This is a genomic window from Autumnicola patrickiae (assembly GCF_031846525.1).
GTDB lineage: Bacteria > Bacteroidota > Bacteroidia > Flavobacteriales > Flavobacteriaceae > Autumnicola > Autumnicola patrickiae.
Window position 1 is genome coordinate 167,871 of sequence record NZ_JAVRHM010000003.1, and the last position, 18,012, is coordinate 185,882.

Here is an 18,012-nt window from a genome sequence, read left to right on the forward strand (position 1 = left end):
ATATGGCAAATAAGTATTTTTTAACACCTAATTAACAACATGAAAGAAGTAATAGCTTCTGCAGCTACCGTATAGCCTGAAATTTTTGGAAATACAGCTTTCATAATCAATACTTATATTAAGAAATGTTTATGCCGTCTTTAGCAGTATTTATTATTCATCTACTATAAATTTGGTTGTCATAGAAGGTTGGTACGCCACAGTGGCTGCGAGATTTGGAGATCTAACCGACATTCTGCTTGTAATTTGTGAAACATTGGGTTTACAGATTAAAAATTTTGATTAGGCTGAAGAGCCTGTAATATTAGAAAGAAAGTGAATGCGAACTGGAATTTTATCAAGAAAGGCATTAATAACGGGCGGGTCGAACGGAATTGGATGTGCTATTGCCAAAAAATTTTCTTCAGAAAATTTCAGAACGGTTATTGCCGATATTAAAAATACTGAAACAGACGAAGAAAACATCTTTTTCTGCAGGGCAGATGTTTCCAGATCTTCAGACATAGACCATCTTTTTAAATATACAACAGAGACCATAGGAGATCCGGATGTTCTGGTAATAAATGCAGGAAGAGGAATACAGGAGCTTTTAACTGAAGGTGATCCCGAGAAATGGCAGGAGGTAATCAATATTAATGTGATGGGAGCCTTGCGTATCATTCGTGCTTTTGTACCTGCAATGTTAGAAAAAAAGCAGGGAAATGTTGTGTTCATCTCATCAGTTTCAGCTAATCAACCGCATCCTTCAGGAGGAATCTACAGTGCTTCAAAAACTGCTCTTGAAGTTATTGCTGAAACGCTAAGGTTGGAAACTCTTCCGCATATAAACGTTACAGTTATAAGCCCCGGAATAACCAATACCAAATTCTTTGAAAATCAAATTTCCGGACACACGAGTGTAGAGGGACTGGATATGGGATTTATTTCACCGGAAGATTTAGCCGAAGATGTATTTTATGCCATTAGCAGGAAAAACAACAGAAGTATTAATAAAATTATAACCAGACCATTAAAACAAATTTTCTAATTAACCAAAAACAGTTTAAATGAGTAAGAGAATATTAATTACCGGAGGAGCAGGATTTATTGGCTCTCACCTGGCAGATGAATTATTGGACCAGGGTTATGAGGTGAGAGTGTTGGATAATCTTTCTGAACAGGTTCATGGAAAAGACAGGAAAAGACCTTCTTATTTGAACTCTGGAGTAGAACTTCTGGTAGGAGATGTTAGAGATAAAGAAGCAGTAGAAAATGCGCTCGAGGGCGTACATGCCGTTTTTCACCTTGCCGCAATGGTGGGAGTGGGACAAAGTATGTACCAGATAAGAGATTATACCGAAGTGAATAATCTTGGAACAGCCACACTTCTCGAGGCACTTACAAATAATCCCGTAGAAAAACTTGTCGTGGCTTCCAGTATGAGTATTTATGGTGAAGGCTTATACAAAGATTCTGAGGATAACCTGATAATGGAGTGTGAAAGAAAACTTGAAGATTTAAAAGAGGATCGCTGGGAAATGTACAAAGATGGAGAGGAGTTAGCGCCAATTGCCACTCCTGAAGGTAAAAAGCCAAACCTGGCTTCGGTTTATGCGCTATCGAAATACGATCAGGAGCGGTTAAGTCTCATCACAGGAAAAGCATATAATATTCCGACTACCGCATTACGGTTTTTCAATGTCTATGGAACAAGACAGGCGCTTTCTAATCCATATACCGGAGTGCTTGCCATATTTGCTTCCAGGCTTCTGAATGATAATGCTCCTATGATTTTTGAAGATGGTTTGCAAAAACGGGATTTTATTCATGTTAAAGATGTCGCTAGGGCCTGTCGTTTGGCAATGGAAAAGCCTGAAGCCAACGGTGAAGTGCTGAATATTGGTAGTGGTAACCAGTATACCATTACTCATATTGCCAATAAGCTGGCAGGGGTAATGGGTAAAGATATTTCTCCTGAAATTACCGGCAAGTACCGGATTGGGGATATTCGCCACTGCTTCGCGAATACAGATAAAACCAGAGAAATTTTAGGTTTTGAACCTCAGATGGACTTTGAAGATGGTCTTTTTGAGCTTGCAGAATGGTTGAAGGATCAGATTGCTACAGATAATGTGAGCAAAGCAAGTAATGAACTTTCTTCCAGAGGATTAACAGTTTAAACCGACCCATTATGCAAAATGAAAATAAAAATAATACTCCTGTTATCGGTATTCTAGAGTGGTTTAGGCCGGGAGAATATCAGGAAGTTGAGAATACAATTAAAGATCTGCAAAATTTAGGAATTACCCATTTACGAACAGGGATTTCCTGGGCAGACTGGTATGTGGAAGGCACAGAGGAATGGTATGACTGGCTTTTTGCTGAACTCAGTAAACATGTAGAAATTCTTCCGTGTTTTCTATATACTCCTCCTTCTATAGGGGAAACTGCGAAAACTTCTTCACCTCCAAAATATTTAAAATCTTATGCAGATTTCCTGGATTTAATGATCAGTAAATATGGAGACTATTTTGAGTGGGTGGAACTATGGAATGAACCTAACAATAAAGTGGAGTATGACTTCACAATGGATTATTCCTGGCACAAGTTTTCTAAAATGATCGACATGGCTTCTTATTGGGCCAAAGAGAAAGGTAAAAAAACTTTGCTTGGTGGAATGAGTCCTATAGATCCAAACTGGCTGCATATGATGGCTGAAAACGGAACTTTGGAAAATATTGATGCTATTGGTATTCATGGGTTTCCACATGTTTTCGATCAGCAATGGGAAGGCTGGGAAGAAAACATTAAGCAGGTTAAGCGTGTGCTTAAACGATTTGATCTTGAAAAGGAACTCTGGATTTCTGAAGTAGGATTTTCTACCTGGCAAAATGATGAGGTAAAGCAATACGAAGAATTTAAAAAAGTAATAAACACTTCAGCTGATAGGGTATATTGGTACAGCTTGAATGATCTTAACCCTAAGAATGCGACGGTGGGAGGTTTCCATTTGGATGAAAGGGAATATTTCTTCGGACTAAAAAAGACAGACGGCACAAAAAAGTTGCTTTACAGGCTTTTAGAAAATGGTGGACTGGACAATATTCAGAATCACTCCTATATTCAGAAAAAGTATGTCTTCGAAGATGAAGAGCAATATAGTCTTATAACAGGAGGAGCCGGTTTCGTAGGAACAAATCTTGCCAGTAGGTTGTTGAGTGAAGGCAAAAAAGTAATGATCTATGACAGTCTTTTTAGAGATGGTGTAGAAAAGAACCTGCAATGGCTTCAGAAAGAATATGGAGATAAATTAATTATTCAGATTGCAGATATTCAGGAGAAGAGAATCCTTGAAGAAAGCGTAAGAAATGCCAAAGAAGTTTATCACTTTTCTTCTCAGGTGGCGGTTACCACCTCTCTTACTAATCCTTTGCTGGATTTTCAGGTGAACCTTCAGGGAACTTTTAATCTTCTGGAAGCAATCCGTAAATCTAAACATCAGCCACCACTTCTTTTTACTTCTACAAATAAAGTCTATGGGGATTTGAACAATCTGGAGATGAAGCCTAATGAAACCAGGTACTATCCATCAGATAAAACAATAGAAGAAAATGGAATAAGCGAAGAGAGACCTTTGGATTTTCATAGTCCATACGGTTGCTCCAAAGGCGGTGCAGATCAGTATATCCTGGACTACTCCCGTTCTTATGGGTTGAAAACTGTCGTTTTCAGGATGAGTTGTATTTATGGTCCGCATCAATTTGGAACAGAAGATCAGGGTTGGGTCGCACACTTTTTAATCAGTGCGCTGGAAGATAATCCTGTGGTAATCTACGGAAACGGAAAGCAGGTGCGGGACATACTTTTTGTTGAAGACCTCGTGGATGCTTTTGTAGCGGCAAGGGAGAATATCGAAAAGATTTCCGGAGAAGTTTACAACATTGGAGGAGGACCTAAAAATACCGTCAGCCTTATCGAAATCCTGAATGTTATAAAGGAAAAAGCAGGAAAAGAAATGGATATTTCTTTTGAAGACTGGAGAACAGGGGATCAGCTTTATTATGTGTCTGATACTTCGAAATTTGAAAAAGATACCGGCTGGTCACCAAAACATTCTGTAGATGAAGGGATGGAAGAATTACTTCAATGGCTTTGCAAGACCAGAAATATTCAATTAAAAGATAATCCAAGATCATCAGCTAAAGCAATGGCTCTATGAGAATAACCAGAACATTACAAGAAATGCCTTCACTTCCTGAAGAGGCGGAAGTTAATAAATCTGCGGTAATTGAAAGTCCGGGGAAAGTAGTTGCCAAAGAATCTGAGATTCCAGAACCAGGAAAAGAAGAAGTCCGGATAAAATTGCAGGGAAGCGGAGTATGTGCTTCAAATATTCCCGTTTGGGAAGGTCGGGACTGGTTCGACTATCCAGTTGAAAAAGGTAATCCAGGTCACGAGGGCTGGGGAATAGTAGACGCCGTGGGAGAGGACGTGAAAGGATTTGCTGTAGGAGAGCGGGTGACAGGACTTACTTATAATGCCTATGCTACTTACGATATTGCGAAGCCGGAAAACCTGGTGAAGTTACCCGATTTCTTGGATGACAAACCTTTTCCCGGGGAGCCTTTAGGTTGTGCCATGAACATTTTTTCAAGAGCTGATATCCAAAGCGGACACACGGTTGCAATTGTAGGATGTGGCTTTTTAGGTTTGCTTCTAATCCAGTTAGCAAAATCAAAAGGGGCAAAAGTAATTGCGATTTCCAGGAGACAGTTTTCACTGGACGCGGCTAAAGAAGCCGGGGCAGATGAAATCGTTAAAATGGATGATCATTACCAGATTATTGAAAGAGTTAAAGAATTAACTAAAGGTAATTTTTGTGAACGTGTGATTGAAGCCACTGGAAAAGAATGGCCTCTGAATTTATCGATAGAACTTACGGGGGAAAGAGGAAAGCTTATTGTGGCAGGATTTCACCAGGATGGAATGCGAAACGTAAATGTGCAAATGCTCAACTGGCGGGGAATAGATATGATAAGCGCGCACGAACGCGATTCTCAAAAATATGTTGACGGAATAAAAGCAGCAATTGTGGCTATTCAGAAAAATGAATTGGATCCTTTTCCTTTTTTTACGCACATGTTTTTGCTTGACGAGATGGAAAATGCCTATAAAAATCTGACTGAAAGACCTGATGGCTTTATTAAGGCGCTCATTATGAACCCGCAATAAACAAAAAAAACTAACCAACCAAAAATATGATTACAACGCAACCAACTGAACCCCTTAATAAAACACTCTTTCTTGGCTTTATAGGCGTAGGCTGGATTGGCAGGAACAGGATGGAAGTTTTATTAAGAGACACTGCTGCTGAGGCTCTTGCCATTGCAGAGCCATCTAAAGATAATGCCGAAGAAGCTTTAAAAAGCGCAACTAATGCAGTACTCGCCAATTCACCTTCAGACCTTTACGAAAATAAGGATCTGGACGGCATTGTTATAGCAACTCCGAGTGCCATGCATGCACAGCAGTCCATCGAAGCACTAAAAGCTGGAAAATCAGTCTTTTGTCAGAAGCCTTTGGGGCGTACAGCTTCAGAAGTTTCAGAAGTTGTTGAGGCTGCCGGGAAAGCCGATAAGCTTCTGGCGGTAGATTTATCTTACAGATATACAAAGGCCTTTAAAGCGGTTTACGATCTTATTCAGAATGGGGAAATTGGGGATATTTATGCAGCCGATCTTGTTTTTCATAACGCCTACGGACCCGATAAAGAATGGTTCTATGATATAAAAAAATCGGGCGGGGGTTGTGTTATGGACCTGGGGATTCATTTAATTGACCTTGCGTTATGGACACTTGACTTTCCGGAGATAAATGAGGTAAAAAGCAACCTCTATCACCAGGGGGAAAAAATGACTTCTTTTGACGAACATGTAGAGGATTTTGCCAGCATTGCGATGACTTCAGAAAAAGATACTACTATAAACCTGCAATGTTCCTGGAATATTTCCGCAGGAAAAGAAGCGATAATTGAAGCGCGGTTCTATGGAACTAAAGGTGGAGCCGTTTTTAAGAATGTGAACGGTTCTTTCTACGATTTTAAGGCAGAAAAATATACAGGAACGCAAACCGAAACCCTTGTAACCCCTCCCGATGACTGGAGTGGCCGTGCCGGCGTAGTTTGGGCAAATGCACTTTCTGAAGGAAAAGGTTTCGACAGAGGATCGGCAAAAGAATTTATAAAAACAAGTAGAATAATTGATCGTATTTATGGAAGATAATAAGATGAAGATATTGATGACTACAGATACGGTTGGCGGCGTGTGGACCTATTCGCTGGAATTGTGCAAAGCGTTAAAGGAGCATAATATCGAGGTTCACCTTGCCGCAATGGGTGCCTTGCCCACAGCAGAGCAGGAAAGAGAAGCATCAAAATTGGCAAATATCACCCTTTATAAAAGTGATTACAAACTAGAGTGGATGCAGGATCCATGGGAGGATCTGGAGAAGGCGCATAAGTGGATAGCTTCCATTTATCAAACTGTACATCCAGATGTGGTTCATTTTAATAATTACGCACAGATAGAAAATTTCTGGTCCTGCCCGATAGTCACTGTTTACCACTCCTGCGTGCAAACCTGGTGGCAGGCTGTAAAAGGTACTTCTGCACCTTCGACCTGGAGTAGATATACGGCACTGGTAAAAGATTCTTTAAACGCTTCAGATATGGTGGTGAGTCCAACTAAAGCGATTCTGGAGAAAGCGGTACGGGTGCATCAGTTAAAAGCGCCTACAGATATTATCTATAACGGGAGGGAATTAAATTTTTCAGAAGAAGTAGAAAAAGAAAATTTCATTCTTTGTATGGGAAGGATCTGGGACGAAGCTAAAAACCTCCGGGCACTTTCGGGAATCGCCAAAAATTTGCCCTGGCCTGTTTATATCGCCGGGAATAACATAAATCCTAATACAGGTAAAGAAGTAGAAATTGAAAATGTTCATTTTCTGGGAGAATTATCTTCAGAAGAAGCACAGGGTATGATGCAAAGGGCTGCGATTTTTGCAAGTCCGACGAAATATGAACCTTTCGGACTCGCAATTCTGGAAGCAGCCAAAGCAGGTTGCGCCCTTGCCTTGAGCGAAATTGAAACGCTGAAAGAACTGTGGTCTTCAACCGCTTCATTCTTTGATCCTGAAAATCCTGAAGACACTCAGCAAAAGATACTTCAGTTAATAGAAGATAAAGAATACCGGGAAGAGATGGCTCAAAAAGCAGTGATGCAATCTGAAGGTTATAACCTTGAGAAAATGGGAGCGGAATATGCCGCTTTGTATAAAAGACTGATCGTAACCCGAAAAACAGATATTAACCAATTAACCCCCAGCCTATGAAATTTGTGATGTTTTATCATTCATTATATTCCGATTGGAACCATGGAAATGCTCATTTCCTGCGAGGAATCGTAAAGGAACTGAAAAAAAGAGGGCATGAAGTGGATGTATATGAACCGGAAGGCGGATGGAGTTTAAACAACCTTATAAAAGATCATGGAGCAGAAAAACTGGACGAGTTCAGAAAATATTATCCAACCCTTAATCCACAGTTTTACAATCCGGACAAGAAATTGAACTATGAAGGTATACTGGGAAATGCAGATGTAGTTATAGTACATGAGTGGAACAGTCCCGAACTGGTGGCTGAAATTGGAAAGAAAAAGAAGGAGTACGGATATAAACTTCTGTTTCATGATACCCATCACCGCGCAGTTTCTGATGAAGAAAGCATGGGGAAATATGACTTCAGCAATTATGACGGAGCTCTTGTTTTTGGCGAAATAATCCGGAAAATTTACCAGGATAAAAAGTGGGTGGATAAAGTTTGGACCTGGCACGAAGCTGCAGATGCCGACCTCTTCAAACCGAATCGTGATGAGGAAAAAGAAGGGGATTTGGTGTGGATTGGGAACTGGGGCGATAACGAACGTACCGAGGAATTAATGGAATTTCTTATAGAGCCGGTAAAAGAATTGGGTATAAAAGCGAAGGTGTATGGCGTAAGATACCCCGAGAAAGCTCAGCAGGCACTAAAAGATGCCGGAATCGAATATGGTGGCTGGCTTCCCAATTATAAAGTGCCGGAAGTTTTTGCAAAATATAAAGTCACTGTACACGTGCCGCGAAGGCCTTATGTAGAGATGTTGCCGGGAATTCCCACCATACGTCCTTTTGAAGCACTTTCCTGTGGAATCCCGATTATCTGCTCTCCCTGGGAAGATGCAGAAAACCTATTTACGCCGGGTGAAGACTATCTTCTTGCCAAAGATGGAAATGCAATGAGCTACAGGATATCTGAAGTTTTAAAAAGTGCTCAACTGGCGCAAAGTCTTTCGGAAAACGGAAGAGAGACTATCCTGGAAAAACACACCTGTGCTCACAGAGTAGATGAACTCGAGCAGATTATAGATGAAATTGAATCTCCTTTAGCGGATGAAATGAAGATAAACAATGGAAAATAAACTCAATATAGCTTTTTTTGGATCCAGTATCGTTTCTGCATATTGGAACGGCGCAGCGACTTATTATCGCGGAATTGTAAAAGCCCTGCATAAAATGGGGCACGAAGTCACTTTTTATGAGCCGGATATTTTTGAACGTCAGGAGCATAGAGATATCGACGATCCCGACTGGTGCAACGTAATCGTCTATAAAAAAGATAAACTCAGCTTAAGAGGACTACTTCGCAAAGCTCAGGAGGAGTCAGATGTTATAATTAAAGCAAGTGGCGTTGGGGCTTACGACGATTTCCTTGAAGCCGAAGTCGCAAAAATGAAGAGTGAGAATAACCTTATTATTTTCTGGGATGTAGATGCTCCCGCCACGTTGGACAGGATAGAAAAGGACGAAAATGATCCTTTTAGAGACCTCATTCCGCAATATGATTTTGTACTTACGTATGGTGGCGGGCAACCGGTTATTGACGCTTACGAAAAGAATGGAGCAAAAAAATGTATTCCAATTTATAACGCGCTGGATACCGACACCCATTATCCTGTAGATCCTGAAGCAAAATTTGAAGGAAGCCTGGCTTTTCTGGGTAATCGTTTACCAGACAGGGAAAAACGCGTAGAAGAATTCTTTTTAAAACCGGCCAAAGAACTTCCTGATCATAAATTCCTGATTGGCGGTAGCGGCTGGGGAGATAAAAAGATGCCCGATAATGTGGATTATTTGGGGCACGTTTATACCAAAGATCACAACGCTTTTAATTGCACCCCAATGGCTGTATTAAATATCAGCCGCGACAGCATGGCGAAGTACGGATTTTCACCGGCAACCCGGGTTTTTGAAGCCGCCGGGGCAGGAGCCTGTATTATCACCGATTACTGGAAAGGGATTTCAACTTTCTTTGAACCTGATGAGGAAATAATTGTGGTAAAAAGCGGGGAAGAAGTAAAAAAAGTAATTTCAGAATTAACTCCGGAGAGGGCGAAGAAAATAGGAGAAGCAGGTTATAAAAAGGTTTTAGCCGAACACACCTACGAGCATCGCGCCGAGTTATTGGAGTCGGTGATATCAAGAAAATTATTCGGAGAAGCAAAATCTGTAGATTAAATCAAAAAGACTGGATATGAAATTTGTAATTATAGGATTATCGGTAACTTCTTCCTGGGGTAATGGCCATGCCACGACCTTTAGAGCACTGCTAAAAGAACTGAAAGCCCTGGGCCATGACATTCTTTTTTTGGAAAAAGATGTACCATATTATGCAAATAACAGGGATTTGCCCAATCCGGAATTTTGTGAGCTTGGATTATATAAAACAAACGATGAGTTAAAAGAAGACTATAAAGATGCTGTTGCCAATGCAGATGTTGTGATTGTCGGTTCTTACGTCCAGCAAGGAGTTGAGGTTGGGAACTGGGCAATAAACACTGCAAAAGGGTTAACTGCATTTTATGATATAGATACTCCGGTAACGCTGGCGAAACTGGAGCGGAAGGATTATGAATATCTTGATCCGGAAATTATCAGCAAATACGATATGTATTTGTCATTTTCGGGGGGCTCTATTCTTGATCATTTGGAGAATCATTATGGATCTCCCAACGCTAAAGCCTTATATTGTTCTGTAGATCCCGATTTATATTATCCTGAAGATATAGATCATAAGTGGCAGATGGGTTATTTGGGTACTTACAGCCCAGATCGCGAACCAACAGTGAGCGAATTGCTGAACAAACCTGCGGCGGAATTTCCGCAGAAGAAATTTGTTGTGGCTGGTCCTAACTATCCTGAAGATTTTAAGTGGTCGCCGAATGTACAGCGAATCGATCATTTGCCGCCGGCACAGCACCGCGAATTCTACAACTCTCAGAAATATACGCTGAACGTGACCCGCGAAGACATGATACGGGCCGGATATTCTCCAAGCGTTCGTTTATTCGAAGCCGCGGCTTGTGGCGTTCCGATTATTTCTGATTTCTGGAATGGAATAGACAGTATTTTCGAGATTAATAAAGAAATCCTGATAGCAGGTAGTGCTGCAGATGTAAAGCAATGCTTCGAATCTATAGGAGAAGAGGAAAGAAGGCAGATAGGCGAAAATGCGAGGAAAAAAGTTCTTAAGTATCATACCGCCAAAGCAAGGGCTAAAGAACTGGAGACATACGTAGTTGAAGCTCTTGAAACTTCAAAAATTTAAAAAGTATTAAAATGTCAACCGAAACAGAAATAAAACAACTGGAACCCTGGTTCCACAATATTCACCTTCCCGACGGAAATCAGACTGCAACAGATCATTTTCTTGGTGATTTCCCGGCTTTTAAGTGGAAGAATATGAAAAATTCTATTCCGAAGGATTTATCCGGCTGGAAAGTACTGGATATTGGCTGCAACGCCGGATTTTATTCCATAGAACTTGCGAAAAGAGGAGCAGAGGTTACGGGGATAGATCTGGATGAACATTACCTTAAACAGGCAAGATGGACAGCAAAACAATTTGGTTTAGAAGACCGGATTACTTTTAAACAAATGCAGGTTTATGATTTTGCCCATTCTGAAGAAAAATTTGACCTGGTTTGGTTTATGGGAGTTTTTTATCATTTAAGATATCCGCTTTTGGCAATGGATATACTTTCTCAGAAAACCACCAGGATGATGGTTTTTCAAACATTGTCCCTTCCTGGGAAAGAAGAAATGGAAGTTCCGGAAGATGTGGAATTTCACAAAAGGGACATCATGAAATCTGATGCATGGCCTAAAATGGCATTTATCGAGAATAAACTGGCGGGTGATCCCACTAACTGGTGGGCGCCAAATCATCAGGGAATAATTTCGATGCTTGGGAGTTGCGGCTTCAAAGTTACCGAAATGCCTGAAGATGAAACTTATATTGCTGAAAAAAATGAAGACCTGAAATCCAGCCTCGAAACCTGGAATTTTTCAGAATATCTTTCTGCAGTAGGAAAGGACTGGAAGAAAGAAGTAGAGAAGAAAACGAAGAAGTAATAATTAAAAATAAAGAAATTATGGCAACTCAAGATTCAAAAACAACAACAGACCACAAGACGATTAAAAAATGGGCTGAAGAGCGGGATGGAAAACCATCTTTAGTTAAAGGAACAGGTGACAGCGGTAAAGGAGGGGGATTACTGAGAATAGATTTTCCCGGAGGAGCTGAGGAAAGCCTGGAAGAAGTTTCCTGGGACAAATTCTTCAGTATTTTTGATGAGAACGACCTACAGTTTCTTTATCAGGAAAAAACCAAAGATGGTAGCAAAAGCCGCTTTAATAAATTTGTAAATAAAGACTAAACGGGAGCCGAAAATTCAAATTATGAGGTTCTAAAAGTAAAAATATGGGTAGAGTACTTATTACGGGGGCCGCCGGTTTCCTGGGTTCGCATTTATGTGATCGGTTTATTAAAGAAGGTTTTGATGTAGTGGCAATGGACAACCTCATCACAGGTGATCTAAAAAATATAGAACACCTGTTTAAGCTTCCTAATTTTGAATTTTATCATCACGATGTGACCACTTTTGTACACGTGCCGGGTGAATTGGATTATATTCTCCATTTCGCTTCGCCGGCCAGCCCTATTGATTATCTGAAGATTCCTATTCAGACCTTAAAAGTTGGTGCTTTGGGAACCCATAACCTTCTGGGACTTGCAAAGGAGAAAAAAGCACGGATTCTTATAGCTTCTACTTCAGAAGTCTATGGTGATCCTCTGGTGCATCCTCAAACCGAAGAATATTATGGTAATGTAAATACGCTTGGTCCTCGCGGAGTTTATGACGAGGCTAAGAGATTTATGGAATCCATTACTATGGCTTATCACAGGTTTCATGATCTTGATACCAGGATCGTGCGTATTTTTAATACTTACGGCCCCAGAATGAGGTTAAATGATGGTCGTGTGATACCTGCGTTTTTAGGCCAGGCTTTGCGTGGGGAAAACCTTACCATTTTTGGCGATGGTAGCCAGACCCGCTCCTTTTGTTATGTAGACGATCAGATAGAAGGGATTTACAAGCTTTTGATGAGTGATTATGTGTATCCTGTGAACATAGGAAATCCAAAGGAAATAACTATTAATGAACTTGCTCACGAAATTCTTGAGCTAACAGGAAGTGATCAAAAGGTAATCAATAAGCCGCTTCCTAAGGATGATCCTTTGCAAAGACAACCCGATATTACAAAGGCTAACGAAATACTCGATTGGTTTCCTGCAGTTTCCAGAAAAGAAGGATTTGCAAAGACTTATGAGTATTTCAAAAATCTAAGCGATGATGAACTCTTCAAAAAGGAACACAAAGACTTCAAACAATACAATAAAGTCTAAACCCGGCAGGATACTTTTAATTCTCCTGCTCCTGACTTTAATCTATCCGGTTTGGTCTTATTTTCAGCTACAGGATATTGAAGGTGAAACAGCTGTTAATGAATATCTTCTGAACTCTATCCAGAATTACCTGGTGAGTATCTGGATAAGTTGGCTGGTGTTTGTAGGCATTTCCGTTTTTTGGAAATGGACGCGTGAAGAGAATATTTTTTTCTATTTCACCTACGGATTTCTGCTACTGGCCTGGGCAGTGCTGGGGGTTTACGTTCAGGACGTGAATTATAGTGGCAGTAACGCTTCAGGAGGAATGGCTGTGGGAAATTATCCGGTGATGACGATGATGGTACTGCAACATTTCGTAGCGTCTGTAGTACTTACCATCTTTTTGCAAATAAGCAGCTGGTGGTTTACCAGGAGATGGCACAGGAGGTAAGAATTACTATTTAGATTTTGAATATTCAAATTTTGAATTGAAAAGCACCTCAGAAAGGTTTTCATTTCTGAAGAAAATCTGATCCTGAAGGTTTTTCTTTTTTCAAGGGAAGGTGGCTTTAACAGCGAAGGCTGATAAAGACGGAAGAAAAACTACATGCCGATATTTGCCATTTTTGGAGCTTCGCTTAGTTCTGACTTATATTTGCCAATTTTCCCATTCCTCTTTAATTTCTATAACTTTCTTCTCAATCATGAAGAAAACTGCGCCTCGAATGGGTTTCTTCCCTTTTTTCAAAGTAAGGTGGCTTTAACAGCGAAAGCTGGTAAAGACGGAAGGGTTCAGACTTCTGAAGAATTTTTTATAAACATCGCCCATAGTCCAAATGCCGGCCCGGCTGCCAGGATGAGAAATAGGTAAATGGGATCAAAAACTTCCGTAAATATATTAAGAAGCTGAATGCTTAAAATGGTTATTCCAAATCCTATGGAATTCACAATGGTAAGCGCTGTGCCGCGGGATTCAGGAATAGCATTTTGGGCGACTAGGCTGGAGAACAGAGGGGAGTCTGCAACCACCATTATTCCCCAGAAAATCAGGAAAGCGACTGCGACAAGTGGAGAATTCTGAAGAAGCAGTAATGGGGAAAGTAAACAACAACATCCGGAAAGAAAAAGCGCTGTTGCTGCAGTATTTCGGGTGCCAAATTTTTCCGAAATATAACCTCCGATTATACATGCCAGTCCGCCGGAACCGATAATCAGGAATGAAAGCAAAGGAATATTAAAATCTGTACCGGGATGAACTTCCTGATAGATTTGTAAAGCTACTGGTACAAAAGCCCAGAAAGCATAAAGCTCCCACATATGTCCAAAATATCCAAAAGCGGCAGCTTTAAAGTCGGAATTTTTAAAAACCTTAAAAGCGGCTGTAAAATCTCTGTTCAACTTTGGTGTCCTGTACGGCCCATTCGGAATAAATAGGAAAATGAGCAATCCGCCCAAAACAGATAAAACAGAGGTGGTGATAAGCACGGCTTTCCAGTGCAATTCTCCGAAGCTCGTAATATCTTTTAAAAGATGAGGAAATGCAGTTCCCAAAACTAAAGCACCAACAAGAAATCCGAGCGAAGTTCCCAGGCCTTTCTGATAATAATCTGTAGCGATCTTCATACCTACAGGATAAATTCCGGCGAGGGAGAATCCGGTAAGAAAACGCAGCATTAACAGGCTGTTGAGGGTATTTTCTTCAGAAATAATACTGAAGTTGAACATTGCTCCCACTAATGCACAAATAAAGAAAACCCGGGAAGGCGGAAACCGATCTGCAATGCCGAAAATTGCAAAAATCAGGGTGCCGCTTATAAATCCCAATTGCACGGCAGAAGTTAAATGACCTAAAGCGGAAGCATCGAGATTATAATTCAGCAGTAAGTCTGCCATCACCGCATTGCCAGCAAACCAAAGGGAAGTACAGCAAAACTGGGAAAAGACTATAATTGGTAAAATATGTTTTGCAACAGGCATATCCTAGGGGCAGGTTTTAATGCGAAGAAAAGCAAAAATGTTGAAATATAAGGAGTAGGAGCTGGTCTGGATTGGCAAATTTCAAGAATGGATTCAGCAATATATGATTTTGATCATATTTCAGGTTGTAAAGCTTCTTCATCTTTGAGCTTGCCAAAAATTTAAAACAATGAGTGTTCTTTCTCCACATAATTTTCACATCCCGGTTATGGGACTTTCTTTTACAATAGATTCACCTATAAAAGTTGCCCACTACGGGATAACTTCAGCAATTTCAATTATTGAGGACAATTTGGTTGAAATGATGCGCAAGCATTATTATCAGCAAAGTGATGAGCCATACGTTCCTATAAATACCAACGAGGAAAATTACCGGGTTCGCCGCCTTACTGATTATCTGAACCTTGTAAACCGCAATGTACAGTCGAAACTGGAAGATTTGCGCTCTTCTGCTTTTGAAGCAGGATCGGAAATAGTAAAATACTTCGAAATGCTTCCAGAGGAAAGCGGACTTAAGGAAAAGTACAGGCGTTTTCTGGAAATGACAGGTGAAGCTGAAAAAGTTGACCTCGAGCGGGTTCTTAGAGGCCAGGTAAAAGCCGGTGCAATAGAGGTGAATATTATGACCAAAGTGGATAAAAATAATTTAGATAAAAAGGGAGAAGTTATTATTGATGGATCTGACGCTCTTGGCGCGTTAAAGGCTTATGCGGAAAGTGACCTGGAGAACTCTTCAGTTATTTTCTCGGCGGGTATGAATCCGCGTTTGTTTAACTACCTGGAGAATTTCAGGCAATTTGACGCAAGTAGCTGGGGTAAATTTAAGAAGAAGGTGGTCATTAAAGTAAGTGATTATCGTTCGGCACTTATTCAGGGAAAGTATTTAGCTAAAAAAGGAATTTGGGTAAGTGAATTCAGAATAGAATCGGGGCTTAACTGTGGCGGACACGCTTTTGCCACGCAGGGGCTTTTGCTGGGGCCAATCCTGGAAGAATTCAGAAGTAAAAAAGAAGACCTGGCTGATGATCTTTTCAGTCTTTATAATCCGGCGATCCAAAGCAGGGGCGAGGCAGGTTTTGAAAAGCCGCACCCAATCAGGATCACGGTGCAGGGAGGAATTGGAACTTTCGAAGAAAATAAACTTTTATTAAAGCATTATCAGGTAGACGGTACTGGCTGGGGAACTCCATTTTTACTGTGTCCTGAAGCAACAACGGTAGATACCGAAACATTGGAACTTCTTGCCAAAAGCCAAAAAGAGGATGTTATTTTGAGTAAATCTTCGCCGCTTGGAGTGCGTTTTAATTACCTGAAAGGAACGAGTGCAGAAAAGGAAAGGCTGGGGCGTATCCAGAAAGACAAGCCCGGGAGCCCTTGTACAGAAAAATACCTGGTTTCTAATACCGAATTCACAAAAGAACCAATTTGCACGGCTTCAAGAAAATATCAGAAGCTAAAACTTGAGCAGCTGGATTCTTTAGATCTTCCTGAAGAGGAATACAAGAAGCAAAAGGAAGATCTGCTCAGCAAAGAATGCCTGTGTGTGGGATTGAGCAATACTGCTACTTTAAATTATAAGGTACCAATGGTAAAAAAACTGGATGCAGTTACCGTTTGCCCCGGGCCTAATATTGTGAATTTTTCGAAGTCGGCAAGTCTTCAGGAAATGACAGATCACATTTATGGCAGAGCGGCTTTGCCACAACGTGCAGATCGTCCACATATGTTTGTAAGGGAATTGCAATTATACGTAGATTACCTTCAGGAGGAAATCTCGGGTAGCTTTAATCCCGGACCAAGGGATTACAAGAACTGGAAAAGCTTTTGTGCGAATCTTCTGGAAGGAATATCGCATTACCGTGCCTTAATTGAGGAAGGTTTAATCGAAGATGAAGCAGCTTTTCACAGCGGACTCGCTGCTGCGGAAGAAGAAATTCTTAAAATCCAGCAGCAACTCGAAAATTCAGGCCAAAAAGTAGCAGTTTAATTTTGAAAATACTGAAGAGGCTGTTCTCTTTAGATTTTCGGTCTCGTTAACTTCAGAACAGCTAAAGTTTATAATACAAATTAGAAGAAGCGTGAATTTTTTCATGCGGCTTTCCCATTTAAGACGAGGTGTTAAAAATAAAAATTTTCAACCTGGAATAAGGTAGATAATTCCTTGCAAATGCAACTAAAATTTTTAAGAAAAACTTTGAAGCTGCTTAATTTATCGTAATTTAGAAACCTTAAAATAAATTTAAAATTATGTCTGGACTTTTAAAAGTAGTAGTAGTTGCAGCAGTGGTTTTGGGAGCTAATTCCCTTTCTGCTCAGGAAGAAAACAAAGAATTTGATTCCAATTTCACTCACGTTGTCTATTTTTGGTTTAATAATCCTGATAATGCTGAAGATCGACAAACTTTCGAAACTTCCCTTAAAAAATTTCTGAAGAACAGCGAATATGCGCAGACGAAATTTATTGGAGTACCGGCAGAAACTCCCCGGGAGGTAGTTGATAATTCCTATACATATTCCTTAATTCTTACTTTCCCTTCAAAAGAAATTCAGGATAAGTACCAGACAGAGCCTGCTCACAAAGTGTTTATAGAAGAATCGTCTCATCTTTGGAAGAAAGTGCAGGTTTACGATTCTGTTGGCATAGATAAGTTAGCGGAAAAATAGTTTTTTAAGCAATAAAAGTAAAATTCATTTTTATTGGCAACTTAAATTTGTTATTTTGATGGGGTGCTGAAAATGTCAATTTTCGGTAAAGGCAGGCTGTTACTTTTACTCGATTTTCCGAAAATTAATTCCCATTTCCTTCAGTTGGTTTACAATTTGTTGCGTTCTTTATTCCGGTAGGGTTAAACTTCGGGTTCTTCTATTAAGTTTAAGGTTTAAAACGCTGTCAGCAGTGTTTCGAAAACCTGTGGTAATAGAAACTTCAGAAATTTCCTGTATAGATATTGAATCTTTATAAGTGCGATAAAATATTTCCTTTAGGACAAAAATAGTTAAAATGGAAATAAAAGTAACTGCAAAGAAGAGATCTGCTATTCTTCCGGTTCTAATATATTCCACGAAGTTTACAAAACCCTGATACCCTAAAACCCCCACAAGAATTTTCGAGAAGCCTTCTTATATTTCTGTTTTTCTCTATAATTTGAACTTTACCGGAATCTATAATAACAAAATTTTCTTTAGAATTCATATTAATATTTTGGCAACTGTTCTGCTAAGATATTATA

At 40.1% G+C, this 18,012-nt stretch carries 17 protein-coding genes; 15 read left to right on the plus strand and 2 right to left on the minus strand.

Annotated elements, in window-relative coordinates; translation table 11 throughout:
• The first annotated feature begins 319 nt into the window (after positions 1-319).
• Genes RM549_RS04365 through RM549_RS04425 form a run of 13 tightly spaced genes read left to right on the plus strand, consistent with a single transcriptional unit; the run spans position 320 to position 13,256 of the window.
• On the plus strand, positions 320-1,027 hold the full coding sequence (locus RM549_RS04365; RefSeq protein WP_311682017.1) for an SDR family oxidoreductase: 708 nt from the start codon (positions 320-322) through the stop codon (positions 1,025-1,027).
• Positions 1,028-1,046: 19 nt separating this feature from the next.
• Complete coding sequence (locus RM549_RS04370) at positions 1,047-2,159, plus strand: SDR family NAD(P)-dependent oxidoreductase (protein ID WP_311682019.1); 1,113 nt, start codon at positions 1,047-1,049, stop codon at positions 2,157-2,159.
• Between the two features lie 11 nt (positions 2,160-2,170).
• Positions 2,171-4,198, plus strand: a complete 2,028-nt coding sequence (locus RM549_RS04375) for a GDP-mannose 4,6-dehydratase (protein WP_311682021.1) — start codon at positions 2,171-2,173, stop codon at positions 4,196-4,198.
• Complete coding sequence (locus RM549_RS04380; protein WP_311682023.1) at positions 4,195-5,211, plus strand: MDR/zinc-dependent alcohol dehydrogenase-like family protein; 1,017 nt, start codon at positions 4,195-4,197, stop codon at positions 5,209-5,211. Before RM549_RS04375 ends, RM549_RS04380 begins: the two co-directional genes overlap by 4 nt.
• A gap of 26 nt (positions 5,212-5,237) precedes the next feature.
• Entirely contained in the window at positions 5,238-6,260 is a 1,023-nt protein-coding gene (locus tag RM549_RS04385) for a Gfo/Idh/MocA family protein (protein WP_311682030.1), read from the plus strand.
• Complete coding sequence (locus RM549_RS04390) at positions 6,250-7,371, plus strand: glycosyltransferase family 4 protein (protein ID WP_311682034.1); 1,122 nt, start codon at positions 6,250-6,252, stop codon at positions 7,369-7,371. The genes RM549_RS04385 and RM549_RS04390 overlap by 11 nt, the downstream gene beginning before the upstream one ends.
• Positions 7,368-8,495, plus strand: a complete 1,128-nt coding sequence (locus RM549_RS04395) for a CgeB family protein (protein ID WP_311682037.1) — start codon at positions 7,368-7,370, stop codon at positions 8,493-8,495. Before RM549_RS04390 ends, RM549_RS04395 begins: the two co-directional genes overlap by 4 nt.
• Positions 8,485-9,591 (plus strand): CgeB family protein, encoded by a 1,107-nt coding sequence (locus RM549_RS04400; RefSeq protein WP_311682040.1) that lies wholly within the window; start codon positions 8,485-8,487, stop codon positions 9,589-9,591. The genes RM549_RS04395 and RM549_RS04400 overlap by 11 nt, the downstream gene beginning before the upstream one ends.
• 16 nt (positions 9,592-9,607) lie before the next feature.
• Entirely contained in the window at positions 9,608-10,681 is a 1,074-nt protein-coding gene (locus tag RM549_RS04405; protein WP_311682042.1) for a CgeB family protein, read from the plus strand.
• 11 nt (positions 10,682-10,692) lie between these two features.
• Positions 10,693-11,487, plus strand: coding sequence for a TIGR04290 family methyltransferase (locus tag RM549_RS04410; RefSeq protein ID WP_311682044.1), 795 nt, complete (start codon positions 10,693-10,695; stop codon positions 11,485-11,487).
• Positions 11,488-11,507: 20 nt separating this feature from the next.
• The gene (locus RM549_RS04415; protein ID WP_311682049.1) at positions 11,508-11,792 is read left to right on the plus strand and encodes a hypothetical protein; all 285 of its coding nucleotides are present in this window, start codon (positions 11,508-11,510) and stop codon (positions 11,790-11,792) included.
• Between the two features lie 44 nt (positions 11,793-11,836).
• Entirely contained in the window at positions 11,837-12,823 is a 987-nt protein-coding gene (locus RM549_RS04420; protein ID WP_311682051.1) for a UDP-glucuronic acid decarboxylase family protein, read from the plus strand.
• Positions 12,768-13,256: a hypothetical protein gene (locus RM549_RS04425; RefSeq protein WP_311682053.1), complete on the plus strand. Its 489-nt coding sequence runs from the start codon at positions 12,768-12,770 to the stop codon at positions 13,254-13,256. The genes RM549_RS04420 and RM549_RS04425 overlap by 56 nt, the downstream gene beginning before the upstream one ends.
• 341 nt (positions 13,257-13,597) lie before the next feature.
• On the opposite strand, the gene RM549_RS04430 is transcribed toward RM549_RS04425, so the two are convergent.
• Entirely contained in the window at positions 13,598-14,782 is a 1,185-nt protein-coding gene (locus tag RM549_RS04430) for an MFS transporter (protein WP_311682055.1), read from the minus strand.
• Positions 14,783-14,951: 169 nt separating this feature from the next.
• Between RM549_RS04430 and RM549_RS04435 the strand changes: the two genes are divergently transcribed.
• Positions 14,952-16,769 (plus strand): hypothetical protein, encoded by a 1,818-nt coding sequence (locus RM549_RS04435; RefSeq protein WP_311682057.1) that lies wholly within the window; start codon positions 14,952-14,954, stop codon positions 16,767-16,769.
• A gap of 260 nt (positions 16,770-17,029) precedes the next feature.
• Positions 17,030-17,446 (plus strand): Dabb family protein, encoded by a 417-nt coding sequence (locus tag RM549_RS04440; protein ID WP_311682059.1) that lies wholly within the window; start codon positions 17,030-17,032, stop codon positions 17,444-17,446.
• Positions 17,447-17,614: 168 nt separating this feature from the next.
• On the opposite strand, the gene RM549_RS04445 is transcribed toward RM549_RS04440, so the two are convergent.
• The gene (locus RM549_RS04445) at positions 17,615-17,845 is read right to left on the minus strand and encodes a hypothetical protein (protein ID WP_311682067.1); all 231 of its coding nucleotides are present in this window, start codon (positions 17,843-17,845) and stop codon (positions 17,615-17,617) included.
• Positions 17,846-18,012: the final 167 nt, after the last annotated feature.

Bases quoted from the DNA above. Each gene is read 5' to 3' on its own strand.
- RM549_RS04365 (WP_311682017.1), top strand. From the start codon at position 320: ATGCGAACTGGAATTTTATCAAGAAAGGCATTAATAACGGGCGGGTCG.
- RM549_RS04370 (WP_311682019.1), top strand. From the start codon at position 1,047: ATGAGTAAGAGAATATTAATTACCGGAGGAGCAGGATTTATTGGCTCT.
- RM549_RS04375 (WP_311682021.1), top strand. From the start codon at position 2,171: ATGCAAAATGAAAATAAAAATAATACTCCTGTTATCGGTATTCTAGAG.
- RM549_RS04380 (WP_311682023.1), top strand. From the start codon at position 4,195: ATGAGAATAACCAGAACATTACAAGAAATGCCTTCACTTCCTGAAGAG.
- RM549_RS04385 (WP_311682030.1), top strand. From the start codon at position 5,238: ATGATTACAACGCAACCAACTGAACCCCTTAATAAAACACTCTTTCTT.
- RM549_RS04390 (WP_311682034.1), top strand. From the start codon at position 6,250: ATGGAAGATAATAAGATGAAGATATTGATGACTACAGATACGGTTGGC.
- RM549_RS04395 (WP_311682037.1), top strand. From the start codon at position 7,368: ATGAAATTTGTGATGTTTTATCATTCATTATATTCCGATTGGAACCAT.
- RM549_RS04400 (WP_311682040.1), top strand. From the start codon at position 8,485: ATGGAAAATAAACTCAATATAGCTTTTTTTGGATCCAGTATCGTTTCT.
- RM549_RS04405 (WP_311682042.1), top strand. From the start codon at position 9,608: ATGAAATTTGTAATTATAGGATTATCGGTAACTTCTTCCTGGGGTAAT.
- RM549_RS04410 (WP_311682044.1), top strand. From the start codon at position 10,693: ATGTCAACCGAAACAGAAATAAAACAACTGGAACCCTGGTTCCACAAT.
- RM549_RS04415 (WP_311682049.1), top strand. From the start codon at position 11,508: ATGGCAACTCAAGATTCAAAAACAACAACAGACCACAAGACGATTAAA.
- RM549_RS04420 (WP_311682051.1), top strand. From the start codon at position 11,837: ATGGGTAGAGTACTTATTACGGGGGCCGCCGGTTTCCTGGGTTCGCAT.
- RM549_RS04425 (WP_311682053.1), top strand. From the start codon at position 12,768: ATGATGAACTCTTCAAAAAGGAACACAAAGACTTCAAACAATACAATA.
- RM549_RS04430 (WP_311682055.1), bottom strand. From the start codon at position 14,782: ATGCCTGTTGCAAAACATATTTTACCAATTATAGTCTTTTCCCAGTTT.
- RM549_RS04435 (WP_311682057.1), top strand. From the start codon at position 14,952: ATGAGTGTTCTTTCTCCACATAATTTTCACATCCCGGTTATGGGACTT.
- RM549_RS04440 (WP_311682059.1), top strand. From the start codon at position 17,030: ATGTCTGGACTTTTAAAAGTAGTAGTAGTTGCAGCAGTGGTTTTGGGA.